This is a genomic window from Escherichia sp. WS1451 (genome assembly GCF_046487365.1).
Taxonomy (GTDB): Bacteria; Pseudomonadota; Gammaproteobacteria; order Enterobacterales; family Enterobacteriaceae; genus Escherichia; species Escherichia coli.
In genome coordinates this window covers 172,279-191,409 of the sequence record NZ_JBJQJP010000003.1, presented here as the reverse complement: position 1 = coordinate 191,409, position 19,131 = coordinate 172,279, and the positions used below count along the sequence as shown (strand labels likewise).

General features: G+C 52.7%; 14 protein-coding genes. 4 read left to right on the top strand and 10 right to left on the bottom strand.

The genetic code is table 11. From position 1 onward, the window contains the following. Nucleotides 1-69: 69 nt before the first annotated feature. Nucleotides 70-1,368: a hexuronate transporter ExuT gene (gene exuT / locus ACJHX7_RS06210; RefSeq protein WP_001298326.1), complete on the bottom strand. Its 1,299-nt coding sequence runs from the start codon at nucleotides 1,366-1,368 to the stop codon at nucleotides 70-72. A 482-nt stretch (nucleotides 1,369-1,850) separates the two neighbouring features. Here exuT and uxaC point away from each other — a divergent pair, with 482 nt between their 5' ends. The 3 genes from uxaC (at nucleotide 1,851) to ACJHX7_RS06195 (ending at nucleotide 5,399) form a co-directional block, all read left to right on the top strand. Beyond that, a complete protein-coding gene (uxaC, locus tag ACJHX7_RS06205; protein WP_094029914.1) occupies nucleotides 1,851-3,263 on the top strand; it encodes a glucuronate isomerase in 1,413 nt (470 codons plus the stop codon). A 14-nt stretch (nucleotides 3,264-3,277) separates the two neighbouring features. Then, nucleotides 3,278-4,765: an altronate dehydratase gene (gene uxaA, locus ACJHX7_RS06200; RefSeq protein WP_001199369.1), complete on the top strand. Its 1,488-nt coding sequence runs from the start codon at nucleotides 3,278-3,280 to the stop codon at nucleotides 4,763-4,765. Nucleotides 4,766-4,847: 82 nt separating this feature from the next. Further along, nucleotides 4,848-5,399: a YgjV family protein gene (locus tag ACJHX7_RS06195; RefSeq protein WP_000128143.1), complete on the top strand. Its 552-nt coding sequence runs from the start codon at nucleotides 4,848-4,850 to the stop codon at nucleotides 5,397-5,399. 3 nt (nucleotides 5,400-5,402) lie between these two features. Here ACJHX7_RS06195 and sstT read toward each other — a convergent pair whose 3' ends face one another. The 5 genes from sstT to ACJHX7_RS06170 form a co-directional block, all read right to left on the bottom strand. Then, entirely contained in the window at nucleotides 5,403-6,647 is a 1,245-nt protein-coding gene (sstT, locus tag ACJHX7_RS06190) for a serine/threonine transporter SstT (RefSeq protein WP_000211642.1), read from the bottom strand. Between the two features lie 323 nt (nucleotides 6,648-6,970). Beyond that, entirely contained in the window at nucleotides 6,971-7,936 is a 966-nt protein-coding gene (gene alx, locus ACJHX7_RS06185) for a TerC family membrane protein Alx (protein ID WP_088170306.1), read from the bottom strand. Between the two features lie 283 nt (nucleotides 7,937-8,219). Beyond that, nucleotides 8,220-9,206 (bottom strand): Gfo/Idh/MocA family protein, encoded by a 987-nt coding sequence (locus ACJHX7_RS06180; RefSeq protein ID WP_001361214.1) that lies wholly within the window; start codon nucleotides 9,204-9,206, stop codon nucleotides 8,220-8,222. A gap of 78 nt (nucleotides 9,207-9,284) precedes the next feature. Then, complete coding sequence (locus tag ACJHX7_RS06175; RefSeq protein ID WP_000942562.1) at nucleotides 9,285-9,977, bottom strand: vancomycin high temperature exclusion protein; 693 nt, start codon at nucleotides 9,975-9,977, stop codon at nucleotides 9,285-9,287. A 76-nt stretch (nucleotides 9,978-10,053) separates the two neighbouring features. Beyond that, nucleotides 10,054-10,557 (bottom strand): M48 family metallopeptidase, encoded by a 504-nt coding sequence (locus tag ACJHX7_RS06170; RefSeq protein WP_001295542.1) that lies wholly within the window; start codon nucleotides 10,555-10,557, stop codon nucleotides 10,054-10,056. Nucleotides 10,558-10,641: 84 nt separating this feature from the next. On the opposite strand from ACJHX7_RS06170, the gene rlmG reads away from it, so the two are divergent. Beyond that, nucleotides 10,642-11,778, top strand: coding sequence for a 23S rRNA (guanine(1835)-N(2))-methyltransferase RlmG (gene rlmG, locus ACJHX7_RS06165; protein WP_000018671.1), 1,137 nt, complete (start codon nucleotides 10,642-10,644; stop codon nucleotides 11,776-11,778). A 117-nt stretch (nucleotides 11,779-11,895) separates the two neighbouring features. Here the strand turns inward: rlmG and fadH are convergent, their stop codons facing one another. The 4 genes from fadH to ACJHX7_RS06145 form a co-directional block, all read right to left on the bottom strand. Next, nucleotides 11,896-13,914 (bottom strand): NADPH-dependent 2,4-dienoyl-CoA reductase, encoded by a 2,019-nt coding sequence (fadH, locus tag ACJHX7_RS06160; protein ID WP_094029915.1) that lies wholly within the window; start codon nucleotides 13,912-13,914, stop codon nucleotides 11,896-11,898. Between the two features lie 170 nt (nucleotides 13,915-14,084). Next, nucleotides 14,085-16,436 (bottom strand): alpha-glucosidase, encoded by a 2,352-nt coding sequence (gene ygjK / locus ACJHX7_RS06155; RefSeq protein WP_094029916.1) that lies wholly within the window; start codon nucleotides 16,434-16,436, stop codon nucleotides 14,085-14,087. 16 nt (nucleotides 16,437-16,452) lie between these two features. Next, complete coding sequence (ygjJ, locus tag ACJHX7_RS06150; RefSeq protein ID WP_001571949.1) at nucleotides 16,453-17,523, bottom strand: protein YgjJ; 1,071 nt, start codon at nucleotides 17,521-17,523, stop codon at nucleotides 16,453-16,455. Between the two features lie 133 nt (nucleotides 17,524-17,656). Next, complete coding sequence (locus ACJHX7_RS06145; RefSeq protein WP_001285446.1) at nucleotides 17,657-19,090, bottom strand: amino acid permease; 1,434 nt, start codon at nucleotides 19,088-19,090, stop codon at nucleotides 17,657-17,659. Nucleotides 19,091-19,131 lie beyond the last annotated feature (41 nt).

The window sequence follows — 19,131 nt, the reverse complement described above, 5'->3', positions numbered from 1 at the left end:
AGACCAGAAAAAACTAAACAACGAAGCCGCCTGAAGAGGCGGCTTCGTCATTACAACTTACGTTAAGTCTTAATGTTGCGGTGCGGGATCGTTATGTGATTCCTGCGCCACCTCAATCGCCGGTTTGTTCTGCAACACGGTCCAGATAACCAGCGCACCTAACAGGTCGAACACTGCCAGAACTGCGAACAGCGGGCTGAAGCCGATGGTGTCAGCCAGTGCACCGACTACCAGTGCAAACAGCGTACTTGCCAGCCATGCGGACATCCCGGTTAAACCGTTCGCCGTCGCCACTTCGTTACGACCGAACACGTCAGAAGAGAGCGTAATCAGTGCGCCAGACAGTGCCTGGTGAGCAAAACCACCGATACACAGCAGCATAATCGCGACATACGGGTTGGTGAACAGACCGATCATACCCGGGCCAATCATCAGCACAGCACCCAGCGTTACGACCATCTTACGGGAAACGATCAGGTTCACACCAAACCAACGCTGGAACAGCGGCGGCAGGTAACCACCGAGGATACAACCGAGGTCAGCAAACAGCATCGGCATCCAGGCAAACATCGCGATCTCTTTCAGGTTAAAGCCGTAAACTTTAAACATGAACAGCGGGATCCACGCGTTAAAAGTACCCCATGCCGGTTCTGCCAGGAAGCGCGGCAGCGCGATACCCCAGAACTGACGGTTGCGCAGGATCTGACCAACGGACATTTTCTTCGCTGTGTCAACCTGGTGCTGGGCTTCCTGACCATTAATAATGTAGTCGCGTTCTTCATCGGTCAGATGTTTCTGGTCGCGCGGATGCTTGTAGAAAATCAGCCATGCCATCGCCCAGATAAAGCTCAACGCACCGGAGATGATAAATGCCATCTGCCAGCTGTGCATCACGATTGCCCATACCACCAGCGGCGGCGCAATCATCGCACCAATCGAAGAGCCTACGTTAAAGTAACCTACCGCGATGGAACGCTCTTTCGCCGGGAACCATTCGGAGCTGGCTTTCAGACCCGCCGGAATCATCGCGGCTTCCGCGGCACCGACCGCACCACGAGCAACAGCCAGGCCACCCCAACTACCTGCCAGCGCGGTTGCACCACAGAACACGGCCCACAGTACAGCAAACATTGCATAACCGATTTTCGTACCCAGCACATCCAGTACATAACCCGCTACCGGTTGCATGACCGTATAAGCAGCAGAATACGCTGCGATGATATAGGAATACTGTTGGGTGGAGATGTTTAACTCTTCCATCAGAGTTGGCGCAGCTGCCGCCACAGTGTTACGCGTCAGGTAACCAAGCACGGTGCCGAGCGTCACCAGTGCGATCATATACCAACGTAACCCTTTAATTTTACGCATGTAAAACCTCATCGTTTTGTTATATCCGCAGGAAGCGCGGCCATCATCCCGCCAGAGGCTGAAGATGTTAGTTACGACCGGGTAACCGAAAAAAAACCGGCACGCCCCGAACGTTGCCATGAAAGTTTCGTGCTAATTCGGCTTCCGTACCGGTTAACCCGATTCATCTAACAAATGAATGAATCGGCAATTTGCATTCCGTCGACTTATGATTTGCGACGGCAGAAAGATAACTTGTCATACAACTTTAAAAGGTGAGAGCCATCACAAATGTGCGAATATTTGTAGGGACATTACCTGACGACCACGAGGCCAGTACTGGCGCGGCCTGCAGCGAGATTTACCACTTTGAGAGTAATTTTTTTAACTACGTTTATTGATCTAACTCACGAAAATATCTTCGGACTCTGGAAATTGGTGTGATAACTTTGTCAGCATCGCACCATAAGCAAGCTAGCTCACTCGTTGAGAGGAAGACGAAAATGACTCCGTTTATGACTGAAGATTTCCTGTTAGATACCGAATTTGCCCGCCGTCTGTATCACGACTACGCAAAAGACCAGCCGATTTTCGATTACCATTGCCATTTGCCGCCGCAGCAGATTGCGGAAGACTATCGTTTTAAAAACCTGTATGACATCTGGTTGAAGGGCGATCACTACAAATGGCGCGCTATGCGTACCAACGGTGTGGCCGAGCGTCTGTGCACCGGTGATGCGTCTGACCGTGAAAAATTTGACGCCTGGGCGGCGACTGTTCCGCACACTATCGGCAACCCGTTATACCACTGGACGCACCTCGAACTGCGTCGTCCGTTTGGTATCACTGGCAAATTGCTTTCTCCGTCAACTGCCGATGAAATCTGGAACGAATGTAACGAACTGCTGGCGCAGGATAATTTCTCTGCACGCGGCATCATGCAGCAGATGAACGTGAAAATGGTCGGCACCACCGATGACCCGATCGATTCTCTGGAGCATCACGCAGAGATCGCCAAAGATGGCTCTTTCACCATTAAAGTGCTGCCGAGCTGGCGTCCGGACAAAGCCTTTAACATTGAACAGGCGACCTTTAACGACTACATGACGAAGCTGGGCGAAGTTTCCGATACCGACATTCGCCGCTTTGCTGACCTGCAAACAGCCCTGACTAAACGTCTGGATCACTTCGCCGCTCACGGCTGTAAAGTGTCTGACCACGCGCTGGATGTAGTGATGTTTGCTGAAGCGAACGAAGCGGAACTGGACAGCATCCTCGCGCGCCGTCTGGCAGGCGAAACCCTGAGCGAGCACGAAGTGGCACAGTTCAAAACTGCGGTGCTGGTGTTCCTCGGCGCTGAATACGCACGTCGCGGCTGGGTACAGCAGTACCACATTGGCGCACTGCGTAATAACAACCTGCGTCAGTTCAAACTGCTGGGGCCGGATGTCGGCTTTGACTCCATCAACGACCGTCCGATGGCGGAAGAGCTGTCTAAGCTGCTGAGCAAGCAGAACGAAGAAAACCTGCTGCCGAAAACCATTCTCTACTGCCTGAACCCGCGCGATAACGAAGTGCTGGGCACCATGATCGGTAACTTCCAGGGCGAAGGTATGCCGGGCAAAATGCAGTTCGGTTCCGGCTGGTGGTTTAACGACCAGAAAGACGGTATGGAACGTCAGATGACCCAACTGGCGCAGCTCGGTCTGCTGAGCCGCTTTGTCGGTATGCTGACTGACAGCCGTAGCTTCCTGTCATACACCCGTCACGAATACTTCCGCCGCATTCTGTGCCAGATGATCGGTCGCTGGGTGGAAGCAGGCGAAGCACCGGCGGACATCAACCTGCTGGGCGAGATGGTGAAAAATATTTGCTTTAACAATGCGCGTGACTACTTCGCCATTGAACTGAACTAAGGTCTGGGGTTGATATGCAATACATCAAGATCCATGCGCTGGATAACGTCGCGGTTGCTTTAGCGGATTTGGCTGAAGGCACAGAAGTCAGTGTCGATAACCAGACTGTTACGCTGCGCCAGGATGTTGCTCGTGGACATAAATTTGCGTTAACGGATATCGCAAAAGGGGCCAACGTCATTAAATATGGCCTGCCGATTGGTTATGCATTGGCGGATATTGCGGCGGGTGAACACGTTCACGCCCACAATACGCGCACGAATCTGAGCGATCTGGATCAGTATCGCTATCAACCTGATTTTCAGGATCTGCCTGCGCAAGCGGCAGATCGTGAAGTGCAGATCTATCGTCGCGCGAACGGCGATGTCGGGGTGCGTAATGAGCTGTGGATCCTGCCAACCGTGGGCTGTGTCAACGGCATCGCGCGGCAGATCCAAAATCGTTTCCTGAAAGAGACCAACAACGCTGAAGGTACCGACGGCGTGTTCCTCTTCAGCCACACCTACGGCTGCTCACAACTGGGCGACGATCACATCAATACTCGCACCATGCTGCAAAACATGGTGCGCCACCCGAACGCGGGCGCAGTGCTGGTGATTGGTCTGGGCTGTGAAAACAACCAGGTTGCCGCATTCCGTGAAACGTTGGGCGATATCGATCCTGAACGCGTTCATTTCATGATCTGCCAACAGCAGGATGATGAAATCGAGGCCGGGATCGCGCATTTGCATCAGTTGTATAACGTGATGCGCAACGACAAGCGCGAGCCGGGCAAACTCAGCGAACTGAAGTTTGGTCTGGAGTGCGGCGGTTCTGACGGTCTTTCCGGTATTACCGCCAACCCAATGCTCGGTCGTTTCTCTGACTACGTGATTGCTAACGGTGGTACTACCGTACTGACCGAAGTGCCGGAGATGTTTGGCGCAGAGCAGTTGCTGATGGACCATTGCCGCGACGAAGCAACGTTTGAAAAACTGGTCACCATGGTCAATGACTTCAAGCAGTACTTTATTGCCCATGACCAGCCGATCTACGAAAACCCATCACCGGGGAACAAAGCGGGCGGTATCACTACGTTGGAAGACAAATCCCTCGGCTGTACCCAGAAAGCGGGTTCCAGTGTCGTGGTTGACGTGCTGCGTTACGGCGAGCGTCTGAAAACGCCGGGGCTGAACTTGTTAAGTGCGCCGGGTAACGATGCCGTAGCGACCAGCGCCCTGGCGGGTGCGGGCTGCCATATGGTGCTGTTCAGTACTGGTCGTGGTACGCCGTATGGTGGATTTGTGCCGACGGTGAAAATCGCCACCAACAGTGAACTGGCGGCGAAGAAAAAACACTGGATCGACTTTGACGCGGGTCAGCTGATCCACGGTAAAGCGATGCCGCAGTTGCTGGAAGAATTTATCGATACCATCGTTGAGTTTGCCAACGGTAAGCAAACCTGCAACGAGCGTAACGACTTCCGTGAACTGGCGATCTTTAAAAGCGGCGTAACGCTATAAAGTCGAAATGAGTTGTTAATAAAAAACGGCGTTTCATAATGTGAAGCGCCGTTTGCTTTTCCATACCTGCTAAGGATTTATCATGACCGCGTATTGGCTGGCCCAGGGCGTGGGTGTCATCGCCTTTCTGATTGGTATCACAACATTTTTCAATCGTGACGAACGTCGCTTCAAAAAGCAGCTTTCGGTCTATAGCGCCGTTATTGGCGTACATTTTTTTCTTCTGGGCACCTATCCTGCCGGTGCCAGTGCCATCCTTAATGCCATTCGTACATTGATTACCTTACGCACGCGCAGCTTATGGGTAATGGCGATTTTTATTGTGCTGACTGGCGGAATTGGCCTCGCGAAGTTCCATCATCCTGTCGAACTACTGCCGGTAATCGGCACGATTGTCAGTACCTGGGCGCTGTTCCGCTGTAAAGGGCTGACCATGCGCTGCGTAATGTGGTTTTCAACGTGTTGCTGGGTGATTCACAACTTCTGGGCGGGGTCGATAGGCGGCACGATGATTGAGGGGAGTTTTCTGCTAATGAATGGCCTGAATATCATTCGTTTCTGGCGTATGCAGAGAAGGGGAATTGATCCGTTTAAAGTGGAGAAAACCCCTTCCGCCGTAGACGAAAGGGGCTAAGTATTAGTTACGCAGGGCGCTATTTGCCAGACGATCGTCTTCCGCCTGGCAAGCTGCCGCAGTGAACAGCACGTCAGTTGAAGAGTTCAGCGCGGTTTCGCAAGAGTCCTGCAATACGCCGATGATAAAGCCGACGGCAACCACCTGCATGGCGATATCGTTCGAAATACCGAACATATTACAGGCCAGTGGGATCAGCAACAGAGACCCCCCCGCCACGCCGGATGCGCCACAGGCACACAGAGAAGCCACTACGCTCAACAGCAGCGCTGTGGGCAGATCAACCGGAATACCCAGCGTATTAACCGCAGCCAGCGTCAACACGGTAATGGTGATTGCTGCGCCCGCCATATTGATGGTGGCTCCCAGCGGAATAGAAACGGAATAGGTATCGCGATCCAGATTCAGCTTTTCACACAGCGCCATATTCACCGGAATGTTCGCCGCAGAGCTGCGGGTGAAGAAGGCATACACGCCGCTTTCGCGCAGGCACAGCAGCACCAGCGGGAACGGGTTACGACGAATCTTCCACCACACCAGCAAGGGGTTAACCACCAGCGCCACCAGTAACATACAGCCAACCAGCACGACCAGCAGTTGCGCGTAGCCCCACAGTGTGGAGAAACCGGTGGTTGCCAGGGTAGAAGAAACCAGACCAAAAATACCGATCGGTGCGAAGCGAATCACCAGTTTCACCATAAAGGTGACGGCATTCGACATATCGTTGACCAGGTTTTTGGTGGTCTCGTTACCGTGACGCAGTGCGAAACCGAGGCCAATTGCCCACACCAGGATCCCGATATAGTTACCTTTCAGCAGCGCGTCAATGGGGTTGGAAACCATGCTCATTACCAGCCCGCGCATCACTTCTACAATGCCTGACGGCGGCGAAATATCACCCGCGCTACTGGACAAGTGCAGGGTAGAAGGGAAGGCAAAACTGAAGATTACTGCGGCCAGAGCAGCAGAGAAGGTGCCCAGCAGATAGAGGAACAAAATAGGACGGATATTGGTTTTCTGCCCGTGCTGGTGGTTAGCAATAGATGCCATTACCAGCATCAACACCAGGATGGGGGCAACGGCTTTCAGTGCGCCGACGAACAAAGTACCTAACAGACCAACAGCTTCCGCCGCGGGTTTTGAGATCCATGCCAGAAGAATCCCCAGAACAAGGCCGACCAGGATTTGTTTTACCAGGCTGCCATGAGCCAGACGCCGGAATAGCCCCGGTGAACGTTGCGTAGTCATTTTTCGATCCTTTCATTGTGTTGTCGCACATCCCTGGTGCGTTCTGTCGACGCATCTTTCAGGATGTAACAAAGTGTTTGCAAGGTCGAGTATAAGGAAAGTTACAGCTTCGGGAAGCGAAAAATGCTGGATTTTAAAGAGAGGTCATATTTTGCAACTTAATGGTTACATTTATTTGACATAAAAATAAAGCCCAACGTGCGGCTTCCAGACTGATGACAACGTCAAAAAAGTACTCGGTCAGTCCCCTCGCCCCTTTTGGGGAGAGGGAGAAAACGGTGCTCATGTTGATGACAGGGTACACGGCGTGGGCAGATTAAAAATCATCCAACCCGCTGCTTATCATGCCGATAATTCACCCAGGCGTTGATAATAAACGTCATCACCAGAATGCCAAACACCACGCCCAGCGAGACGGCGATCGGAATATGGTAGAAGTCGACAATCAGCATCTTGATACCGATAAACACCAGAATCACTGCCAGACCATATTTGAGCATCGAGAAACGTTCTGCTACGCCCGCCAGCAGGAAATACATCGCACGCAGGCCGAGGATCGCAAACAGGTTTGAGGTCAGCACAATAAACGGATCGGTGGTCACGGCGAAGATAGCCGGAATACTATCCACGGCGAAAATCACATCGCTCAACTCCACCAGAATCAGCACCAGCATCAGCGGCGTGGCATACAACAAACCATTCTTACGCACAAAGAAATGCTCGTTGTCGATGGTGTCGGTCATGCGCAAATGACCGCGTAGCCAGCGCACCAGCGGCTTGTCGCCAATGCCTGATTCATCTTCATGAGCCAGCGCCATCTTCACGCCGGTAAACAGCAGGAAGGCACCGAAGATATACAAGATCCAGTCGAACTGTGAAATCAGCCAGCTACCAGTGAAGATCATGATGGTACGCAGAACAATCGCCCCAAGCACGCCATACACCAGCACGCGACGTTGTAATGCCGCCGGAACAGAGAAATAGCTGAACAACATCAGCCAGACAAAGACGTTATCGACCGCCAGCGATTTCTCAATCAGATAACCGGTGAGGAAGGCCAGCGCCTGCGGGTCAGCGACTTCGCGCCCCTGTGTCTGTACCAGATACCACCAGAAAGCGGCGTTAAACAGTAACGACAGCGTCACCCAGACCAGCGACCAGGCCGCAGCCTGTTTCATGGTCATGGCATGTGCCCCACGACGCCCCTGCAACAACAGGTCGATAGCCAGCATAATGGTGACAACAACAGCGAATCCGCCCCATAGCAACGGCGTGCCGACAGTATTCATAGAAGTTCCTTACACATAAAAAAACGGCCAACGTCGGAAGACGTCAGCCGCTGCTTTTTATGCATAGACCTCGCCTTCCGGCAAGGTCTCACTTACAACAAAAAAGGAATACGTCTGCGTATTCCTTTCGGGTTGCCCGGTGACCGGATGTGGTTTTTCACACATCGTAATGACGATCGACCGGCAATGAAGTTACTCCCCTTTGCAGGTAACAAAGTATGACAGACCATTCAGTCAGTCAATGGTCTGTTACATACCTTTTACACTGTTTTACTTTGGCAATTTATAGTTTTACGCTATCTGCCGGAAAAATCACCCCAGTCTGGCGGCGGATCTCGGTCAGCAGTTTGGCGGTGATGCGACTGACCGCCAGCCCTGGATGATCCACCAGATGCTCATCCACCAGGGTAGCGAACAGCTCTGCTTCGTAGAGCATGGTATTAATATGCTGCGGTTGGGTGAGATCCTGCATCTGGCTGCCACGCGGTACAAAGCAGACTTTCTGGCATTCAGAGAGTTTTTCAATCACCAGCGATCCCGCTTCGCCCTGAATCTCGCTTGCCAGGACAGAATCGCTCACTTTTGAGTGCTGCAACGTAACGCTGAAATCACCGTAATCCATCACCACCACGCCGTGGGCATCTACGCCGCTTGCCAACAAACTGGCGGTTGCCTGCACGCTTTTCGGCTCACCGAATAATGCCACCGCCGACGCCAGGCAGTAAAAGCCGATATCCATAATTGAACCGTTAGAGAATGCCGGATTAAAGGTGTTGGGATTCTCACCATCCAGGTAACGTTGATACCGCGAGGAATACTGGCAATAGTTGAAAAAGACTTTACGCAGTTTGCCGACTTTCGGCAGCGCCTGGCGCAACAGATGAAAGTTCGGCAGGCTGGCGGTTTTAAATGCCTCAAACAGCACCACCTGATTTTCCCGCGCACAGGCAATGGCGGCATCCACTTCCGCCAGATTCGACGCCAGTGGCTTCTCGCAAATCACATGAATTTTGTGACTAAGGAAAAGTTGTGTCTGGGAAAAGTGCAGGGAATTCGGGCTGGCAATATACACCGCGTCAATGGCATCGCTTTCTGCCATCGCTTCCAGCGACGTAAACAGATGCTCGACAGAAAAATCATTGGCGAAGTGCTGGGCCTGTTCAAGACTGCGGGAATAAACGGCAGTTAACTTGTATTTACCGCTCTCATGGGCGGCCTCGACGAACTGGCGAGTGATCCAGTTCGTACCAATCACAGCGAAACGTATCATAACGCGTGGATACTCCATAAAGGGATTCTCTCGTCACTGTAGCACGCCTTTTTTATCTTCGACGTGCGCAGATACGCATTATTCTTTCGCCGGACAGCCATGCTCACTAAACGGCCCAATCATAACCAACGGCCCGAGATATTTCGGCTGGCGATGGAGGATTTTCGCATCAATCACCGCGCTGACTCTGGCAAGTTTTTCCCGCAGTTGAGTATATAAACCGTGCTTCATATTGAGGTCTGGCGCGTTAAAACCGATAGCATCGATACCATACTGTTTTGCCAGCCAGATGGCGCGTTGGTTATGAAATTCTTGCGAGATAATGGTGATATGATTTTCACTAAACACCTTGTTGGCACGCACCACCGAATCAAGCGTTGAGAATCCGGCATAGTCGCAGAAGATCACTTTTGCCGGTACGCCTTTAGCGATCAAGGCTTGCTGCATTCCTGACGCTTCATCGTAATTTTTACGTCCGTTATCGCCACTTACCAATAGCCATTTCACTTTTCCGGCGTGGTACAACGCTGCTGCGGTATCAATACGTCGGGTAAAGTAGCGATTACCCGGCCTCGCCCCCAGCAATAAACCCACGTTCCGCGCCGGAACGGCGTTGACATCGCTCCAGGTCAGCTGCTTGCTGGCGTTGACCATAACGCGATCGGCAATAAAAATGGTCGCTCCTGCTATAAGCAACAATAAACAGCCAAGCTTTAGAGTCCGGCGAGAAAAACAAATACGGAGAAGAAGGCGGGCAAAGGCGCGCAGCATGGTCGTTATCCTTAACGAAAGGGGGGAGGTCGATTTTAGGCGCTAAAGAAAGAAAAAATAACGCCTGACATCATTTTCAGATTTTGTCCTGCCCAAGCGACAACTGCGTTAGCCACAGCCGGGTGTCGAACTCAAGCTGGTGGTACTGCGGCTCCATATGACAGCACAATTGATAGAACGCTTTGTTATGCTCTTTCTCCTTCAGGTGCGCCAACTCGTGCACCACGATCATGCGCAAAAACGGTTCCGGCGCGTTGCGAAACACGGTAGCGACGCGGATCTCTGCTTTTGCTTTCAGCTTGCCGCCCTGCACACGCGAGACAGCGGTATGTAACCCGAGCGCGTTTTTCAGCACGTGGATCTTGTTGTCATACATCACTTTATTGATCGGCGGGGCATTGCGCAGAAACTGATTTTTAAGATCCTGAGTATATTGCCAGAGGGCTTTATCGGTGGCGTAGTCGTGTGTTCCCGGATAGCGTTTTGCCAGCACATCGCCCAGACGCTGTTCGTTAATCAGCGTTCGCACCTGGGAAAGTAGCTGCTCGGGATAACCCTGAAGATAAGTAAGATTGCTCATAACCGCCCACGAAAAAGAGAAAAAGGGTATACTCACGCACCCTTTTCAGGGGCAACGTCGAAATTTTATCATTCAGGAGGGCCGATGAGCCACTTAGACAACGGTTTCCGTTCACTGACACTACAACGTTTTCCGGCGACGGATGACGTTAACCCGCTACAGGCGTGGGAAGCGGCGGATGAATATTTGCTGCAACAGTTGGACGACACAGAAATCCGCGGCCCGGTGTTGATCCTGAATGATGCCTTTGGTGCGTTAAGTTGTGCGCTGGCGGAACATAAGCCATACAGCATTGGCGACTCATACATCAGCGAACTGGCGACGCGCGAGAATTTACGCCTCAACGGGATTGATGAGTCGAGCGTGAAGTTTCTCGACAGCACCGCCGACTACCCGCAACAGCCGGGCGTGGTACTGATCAAAGTACCGAAAACACTGGCGTTGCTGGAACAACAACTGCGAGCGCTGCGCAAAGTGGTCACGCCGGATACACGTATTATTGCCGGTGCCAAAGCCCGTGACATCCACACTTCCACGCTGGAACTGTTCGAAAAAGTGCTCGGCCCGACCACCACCACGCTGGCATGGAAGAAGGCACGCTTAATTAACTGTACTTTCAACGAGCCGCCGCTGGCCGATGCGCCGCAGACCGTTAGCTGGAAACTGGAAGGTACTGACTGGACTATCCACAACCATGCGAATGTCTTCTCCCGCACCGGGCTGGATATTGGCGCGCGCTTCTTTATGCAACATCTGCCAGAGAATCTCGAGGGTGAGATTGTCGATCTCGGCTGCGGTAATGGCGTTATTGGCCTGACGCTGCTTGATAAAAACCCGCAGGCGAAAGTGGTGTTTGTCGATGAATCGCCGATGGCGGTTGCTTCCAGCCGTTTGAACGTTGAAACCAACATGCCAGAGGCGTTGGATCGCTGCGAGTTTATGATCAACAACGCGCTCTCCGGCGTGGAGCCTTTCCGCTTTAATGCTGTGCTCTGCAACCCGCCGTTTCATCAGCAACATGCGCTGACCGATAACGTCGCCTGGGAGATGTTCCACCACGCCCGCCGCTGTCTGAAAATCAACGGCGAGCTGTATATCGTTGCCAACCGTCACCTGGATTACTTCCATAAACTGAAGAAGATTTTCGGCAACTGCACCACCATCGCCACGAATAATAAATTTGTGGTGCTGAAAGCAGTGAAGCTGGGGCGTCGTCGGTAAGATTGACAGCTACCTGCCAGATAAGGCGTAAACGCCTTATCTGGCATACGTTCAGCACATTACCCCCAGGTCGGATAAGACGCGGCAAGCGTCGCATCCGGCACTTCAATGCACAATTTAAATCTCCAGCGCCAGCCGTGTTCCTTGGGCAATTGCCCGTCGTGCGTCCAGCTCCATAGCTACATCGCAGCCGCCAATTAAATGCACAGTTTTCCCGCTATCAATCAGCGGTTGCGCCAATGCGCGGTTTGGCTCTTGCCCTGCGCAGATCACCACATTGTCCACTGCTAATACCTGCGTTTCGCCGTTGATCACCACATGCAGCCCGTCATCGTCAATCTTCTGATAACTTACGCCTGGGATCATTTTCACACCCCGCGAGAGCAGGGTGGTGCGATGGATCCAGCCGGTGGTTTTGCCTAACCCCTGTCCCGGTTTGCTGGCTTTGCGCTGGAGCATCACAATCTGCCGTGGGCTACGCGGGATCTGCATTCCCTGCGGGCTTAAGCCACCAGCCTGTTGCAGGCTGCTGTCGATTCCCCACTCATTACAGAACCCGGCGATATTCTGGCTGGTGGATTCGCCCGGCTGACTTAAATACATCGCCGTATCAAAACCAATCCCGCCACAACCGATGATGGCAACTTTGTTGCCCACCGGCGCTTTGTCGCGCAGTACGTCGAGATAACTCAACACCTTCGGATGATCGATCCCGTCGATAGGCGGAATGCGCGGTACGATCCCACTGGCGAGGATCGTTTCATCGAACGCCTGTAACTGATCTGCGGTCACGGTGTGATTAAGTTTCAGTGTCACGCCAGTCACTTCGATCATCCGGCGGTAGTAGCGCAATGTTTCGTAAAATTCCTCTTTGCCGGGGATCTGTTTGGCGATATTAAACTGCCCGCCGATCTCGCTATGTGCATCAAACAACGTTACCTGATGACCACGCGCCGCCGCATTGATGGCAAACGCCAGCCCCGCCGGACCTGCGCCGACCACCGCCAGATTTTTTTTCTGCACGGCGGGAAGGATCGGCATTTTGGTTTCGTGGCAGGCGCGAGGATTCACCAGACACGAGGTGACCTTGCCGACAAAGATCTGATCGAGACAGGCCTGATTGCAGCCAATACAAGTGTTGATCTCATCGGCTCGCCCCGATTGCGCTTTTGACAGCAGCTCCGCATCAGCAAGAAACGGTCGCGCCATCGATACCATATCGGCATCACCGCGCGAGAGAATATCGTCGGCAACCTGCGGATCGTTAATCCGGTTGGTGGTCACCAGCGGCAGCGAAACGTGGCCTTTCAGTTTGCGTGTGACCCAGCTAAATGCGCCGCGCGGCACGGGCGTGGCGATGGTCGGAATCCGCGCTTCATGCCAGCCTATTCCAGTGTTGATAATGGTTGCGCCCGCCGCTTCAATGGCCTGCGCCAGTTCTACCGTTTCGGCAAAAGTACCGCCGCCTTCGACCAGGTCGAGCATCGACAAACGGTAGATAATAATGAAGTCATTGCCGACGCGTTCGCGCACCGCACGCACTACTTCGACGGCAAATCGCATCCGGTTGCGGTAATCGCCGCCCCACTGGTCGCTACGCTGGTTGGTGCGCAGAGTCAGAAATTCGTTGATCAAATACCCTTCGGAACCCATCACCTCTACACCGTCGTATCCAGCCTCCCGTGCCAGTTGTGCGCAGCGGGCGAAATCGTCGATCAGTTGCAGGATCTCTTCATGGCTTAACTCATGGGGCACGAAACGGTTGATGGGGGCCTGCAATGCGGAGGGGGCGACCAGATGCGGTTGGTAGCTGTAGCGCCCGGTATGCAAAATTTGCAGGGCAATTTTGCCGCCTTCCTGATGTACGGCTTCGGTAATGGTGCGATGGTGTGGGATCTGGTTGGCGTCATTGAGCATTGCACCGCCTTCCATGCCAACGCCTGTTAAATCTGGTGCGATACCGCCGCTGACAATCAACGCCACGCCGTGACGGGCGCGTTCGGCATAAAACGCTGCCAGCCGTTCAGCACCGTCCGGGTATTCCTCCAGCCCGGTGTGCATTGAACCCATCAACACGCGGTTTTTTAACGTGGTAAAACCTAAATCCAGCGAGGCGAACAGCGACGGGTAGCTCATAAAATTGTCCAGTATGTAAAATAATTGTTATGTGGTCGGATGAGTTCTAATTTAGCCGTCGCCGGAGAAAAGGGAAAAGGGGAGTGCGGGGTTTGTGATGGGATTCAAAAAGAATACGCCCGTTCGTCATGCCGGACGGCGGTAATACAGTCGTCCGGCATCGGGAAAAATTACTGCTTACGGAAAAAATCGTTATACAACATATACAAATGCGCGGCACTCCAGGAGAAATTTGGTGCGCCTTGCTGTGCGCCAGTCAGCGGGTTGTAATTCTCCTGAATTGGGCCATCGGCGGTTAACCCTTTGGCGTGCCGGAAGAACGTATCCGCCAGTTTCAGGGCATCATCGCGATAACCGTAACGCTCCATTCCTTTCAGACCAAACCAGAACTGATCGACCCATACGCGCCCGCGCCAGTAGATATCAGCGCCAAAAGCCGGGTTGGTTAACGCCGCCGTTCCCAGCGGGACAAAGGTGTTGAACTCTTTAGGATCGAGCATCACCTTCACCACCGCGTCGGCGTTGGCCTGCGTTGCCGCACCGTTAAACAGCGGCGACCAGCCTTCTGGCCCTTTACCGCGCTCAATAATCGGTTTGCCCGCGCAGCCGTTCGCCAGCGGTTTATCTTCAATACGTACGTCATAGTAGAACTGGGTAGTCGGGTCGAACATACAGGTGTTGATGTAGTCCGCGAGCTGCTGTGCCAACTGGCGATAGCGTTTGGCCTCTTCCGGCTTACCGAGTATGGTTGCCATCTCCGCCAGATAATGGTTATCGCTGTACATATAGCTGGCTTGATCCACCGACTCCTGCAATAGCGAGTAGCCCAGCAACGTTCCGTCCTGACTGCGGTTTTCGGCGAATTTCACCGTCCAGTCGCTACGTTTGCCACCGTTAGCGACATATTTATCCAGCTGATCTTTGTCGATAAACCCAAAGACGGCGGCGTCATCACGACCTGATTCCCACGACGCAGCAACCTGTGCCGGAATTTCCAGACTGTCGTACTGGCCTTTCTCCACCACACGGGCGTAGTTGTTCAGCCCAGACCGCGTCTCTTCTTTGTCGCCTTTTTTCACCGTAAACAGCATCTCGCCGCTCTCGGTGTTGTGGGCTTTGTCGCGGGTCGCGCCATATTCCGGCACGCCGTTGCCGTTATGATCGCGGTTACGTAACCACCAGTTGTGATAGGCCACCAGTTTCGGGTACATCTCTGCCAGCCAGGTTTTATCCTGGGTGACGTTGTACACTTCCATCACCGACCAGGCGGCAAGGCTGGGCTTGGTATTGCGTTCGTTCCAGTTGCCGCCATCGCCGCCACGCTCGGGGCTAAGGTTCCACGCAATCAGGTCGGGGACAAAGCCCACATCCTGTGGACGCACGGTGTCGCCTGGCTGGATCTGCCAGGAGAAGACCGCGCGGATATTCTCTTTGGCGATATCCGGATTGAAATGCGCCATCGCAAACGCCTGTTTCCAGGTATCCCACGGCCAGGTCTGATTGCCGGAGAACCAGCGCCCGGTCACCGACGGTGTGACGGTGTTATATTTCACCGCACCGCCCGGCGATCGCCAGTTACCGTTGAGTGTTTCGATGGCTTTCACCGCGACGCGCGTCTGTTCCGGCGTCGCATCCGGATTGGTTAACCCTTTCTTCAGATACTCTTCCCAGCGTTGCTGCGAGGCGGTGAGATAAAACGCCGGACGTGCCAGAATATCGCGGATCTGCATTTCCTCTTTGCTAACTTCCTGAGCGGTCAGCAGATGGGAATAGGTGGTATAGAGCGTGGTCGACCCGTTGATATGCGCCTTACTGGTAAAGCGATTGCCGTTGATTTCAGTCTGCACTGGCAGGGATTTATGCACCTGATATTCTGATTCACCGGAGGTCAGCAGATCCCAGGTGGCGCGCACTTTGCCAAAGGTGACTTTCAGGCCATCACGGGTGGCGCTGATTTTGCGCTGATAGTCAGGGTATTCGCCAGCAATGGTTTTATCGGAAAGCGGTTTCCCTTCTTTCGCTTCCAGTTTTTCCAGCAGTTCACCATCCCACACCAGATCCAGCGGTTTATCGCTGGTGATTTTGGTTTCCAGTAGTGATGTGCGCGGCGTGGCGAAGCGCAGAGTCATTTCGACCTGCACATCTTTTGCTGTCAGTTTTTGCACCAGCGCGCCGGGAATACTGTATGCCTCCAGCGTGAAGTCGACTTTCTTGCCGTCCTGCCAGACGGTCAGGCGGTCGAAATTGCTGGCCATAAAGTTGATGTACTCTTCCGTCAGCAGCGCAACGCCCGGAAAGCCGCCCATGGTGTTCGGGCCGTCTGGCAACAGATGACCATGCCAGGCTCCGAGATCGAAAAACGGATTAAAACGCTGGTGATCGTCGTAATCGTAATCCTTCATGTACTGCGGCGCGCCAGTACGGTTAATCACGTTTTTATAATTGTCGGCGTTAGCGGCATGGGCGGAAAAGCTCATCAGCAGAGCACAGGCTACTGGCGTTAAAATAGTTTTTATTTTCATGAGATTACTGTCCTTATTACCAGTAAAAATATTGCATCAGGAAGAGTTGGTCGCTGGGATCGTGAGAGGCATTTTTCATGTAGAAGCGGCTATCAAAAGCCGTTGCGAAACGTCCGCCGCCGTATTCGTACCAGATACCAAACTGCATGAAAGAGGTGGTTTCATCGTCAGCGTGGTCAGGGCGATGTTTGGCGTAGGTGTAAGCGGTGGAGAGATAAACGCCCTTTAACGCTTCATACATGGCGCTCACCATCATCCCGCTTTCACTTCCCGGTACGTCCAGCCCGTCGGCGCGTCCGGTATGGTGCCAGGCGCGAGCGGCAAAGTTAGGGGTAAGCAGGCCCGTGAGATAGAGTTGGCCTGTGCCGTCGGTGATTTCCAGACCGTTCATCCAGGTGATACCTTCTGTAAGGTCATACTGGATGTAACCGTTCATCATTGCCGGATAGGTGTATTTGTCGTCGTAGCGATCGTACTTGCCAAAATGTAGCCAGGCTTTGCTTTCGTCATGATGTCCGGCAGGTGTGGCGGTAACGCTATAACGAAAGTTGCCGCTTAAGTTCTGTACCTTCAGCGCAGTCATAATGTCGCGGGTATTGGGAATGACGTAGCCCAGATCGGGCGTGAAATCGCCCCACCATTGCAGATCATCCAGCGAGGAATCCTGACGCAGACTGAGCATGATTTCGGTGCCATCATTGGTACGATAACCGCCATAGAAACGGTTAATCCCACCTTCGAAACCGCCCCAGCTATGGTCAGGCACCCAGGCATTACCGTCGTGGTCGGCCTGCACGGTCCAGCCTTCGCCGTAAATCAGGCCGAACCAGGAGCCGTACTTCATCTCCAGGCCACCTTCAATATAGGTGCCGTCGCTGTATTTATGTTTATTCTCACCCTCTAAATCCATATACCCACCAACCCCTAATTCGCCGTAAAAACGAAATGAAGGAGAAGATGTCGAGGTAATTGCGGGTGTTTTTGTGTCGTCATGTTCTGCCGGACGTGCTTCTTCAGCGGCCGCAGAAAAGGCGTAGCAAAACGGCAGAGCAAGTAATGCTCTGCATGGTGCAGTGATTAATTTCATTGTGTTAATCCATGAGCTAAAGAAAAAGTACAGCCTTTTATCGTTGTAATTATAAAAATATAAAGGCAGAAACTATTTTCCCTCTCCCCATCCAGGAAGAGGGAAAATGCCTGCTCATTTTTTATTATTCTGCTTAATCAACATTGCTGGCTGGCGTCGCTTCAATATGGCGCTCTTCAGCCGTTAATCCCTTTATATATTTACTGTATTTCCACCACGCAAAGCCGAGGAAGATAACAATACCGCCGACGTTATAAAAAATGATGGTCAGAATATTCGCGCCAGTCGGGAATGTCGAAGCGACAAACCCTACAGCAAATATCGCAATCAGCATTGAAACAACGATAATACCGGTGCGTCGGGAACCCATACGGAAATCGCGTGGCAGGTGATCTAATTTGGCGCGTAAATTCAGGTAAGCCAGCATGATGAATAACGGCGGAAGCATGGACGCTGCGGCGGTCATATTAATAATGGTATTCATCAGATCCTGCACGGTATTGGAACCGAGCATCGGGATAATCATCAGCGGGATGACGATCAGGAACTGGATCCACGCTGCGCGCGCCGGAACGCCGTTTTCGTTCAGTTCGACGGTTTTCTTACCAAAGATGCCTTCCGGAATTTCGGAGAAGAAAATTTTCACCGGCGTTGCCGTCCACATCAGCAGGGAACCGAACATCGCGGTAAAGGACACCAGACCGACAAAGCGATTCATCAGTGCTTCCGGTAGACCAAAATACGCCGCCATGCCGTGGAATACCTGTACCGATCCGCCAGTAAATTTCAACTCTTTGCTGCTGACGAAGACGTTAATCAGCACCGAGGAGACGGAATACAGTACGCCGATAAAAATCCCAGCGAGGATGATCACTTTAACGAACGATTTCGAACCGCCTTTGACGTCGTTAACGTACACCGCGACGGACTCCGCGCCACCTGCGGCCATAAAGATCCAGGTGGTCACGCCGAGGAACGCCCAGTTGAAGTTCGGGATCATCGCGTCAACGGTGATCGGATCGGCAGGCTGTACGCCGCCAACCAGTGCCGTACCTGCCAGTAAAATGTAGGAGAGCGTTAACAGCAGCATCAGCGTTGAAGTGACGGAGGTGATTGGCCCCAGCATTTTCGCCCCGTTGGTGGAAACCCATGTGGAGAAGGCGAACAGCACCATACTGATAATGGTGGTGGCAACCGGCGTCATAATATATTCGTAGCCGAGGAAGGCATACGAAGCATAAGCAATAACGCGCGGCAACAACGAGGTGAAAAAGAACAGGTTTACGAACCAGTAGGTATAGGCAGTAATAAATGCCCAACGTCCGCCCAGCGAACTTTTTACCCACGCGTAGACACCGGCTTCTGAGTTTTTATTTAACGAAACAAATTCTGCAATGATCAGACAGAAGGGAATAAAATAAAAAATCGTCGCGAGGAAAAACATCGGTGCCGAGGCCAGTCCAAGCTCAATATTATTATTGATAACGTTATTAAAGCTGTAAACGGCGGCAAAAGTCAGCGAGAGCAAGCCGAATTTGCCGATTGTATTACGTTTGGTATCAGACATAACACATCTCCGAAAATGAGTAGGGTAGCGGTGGCGGCAAA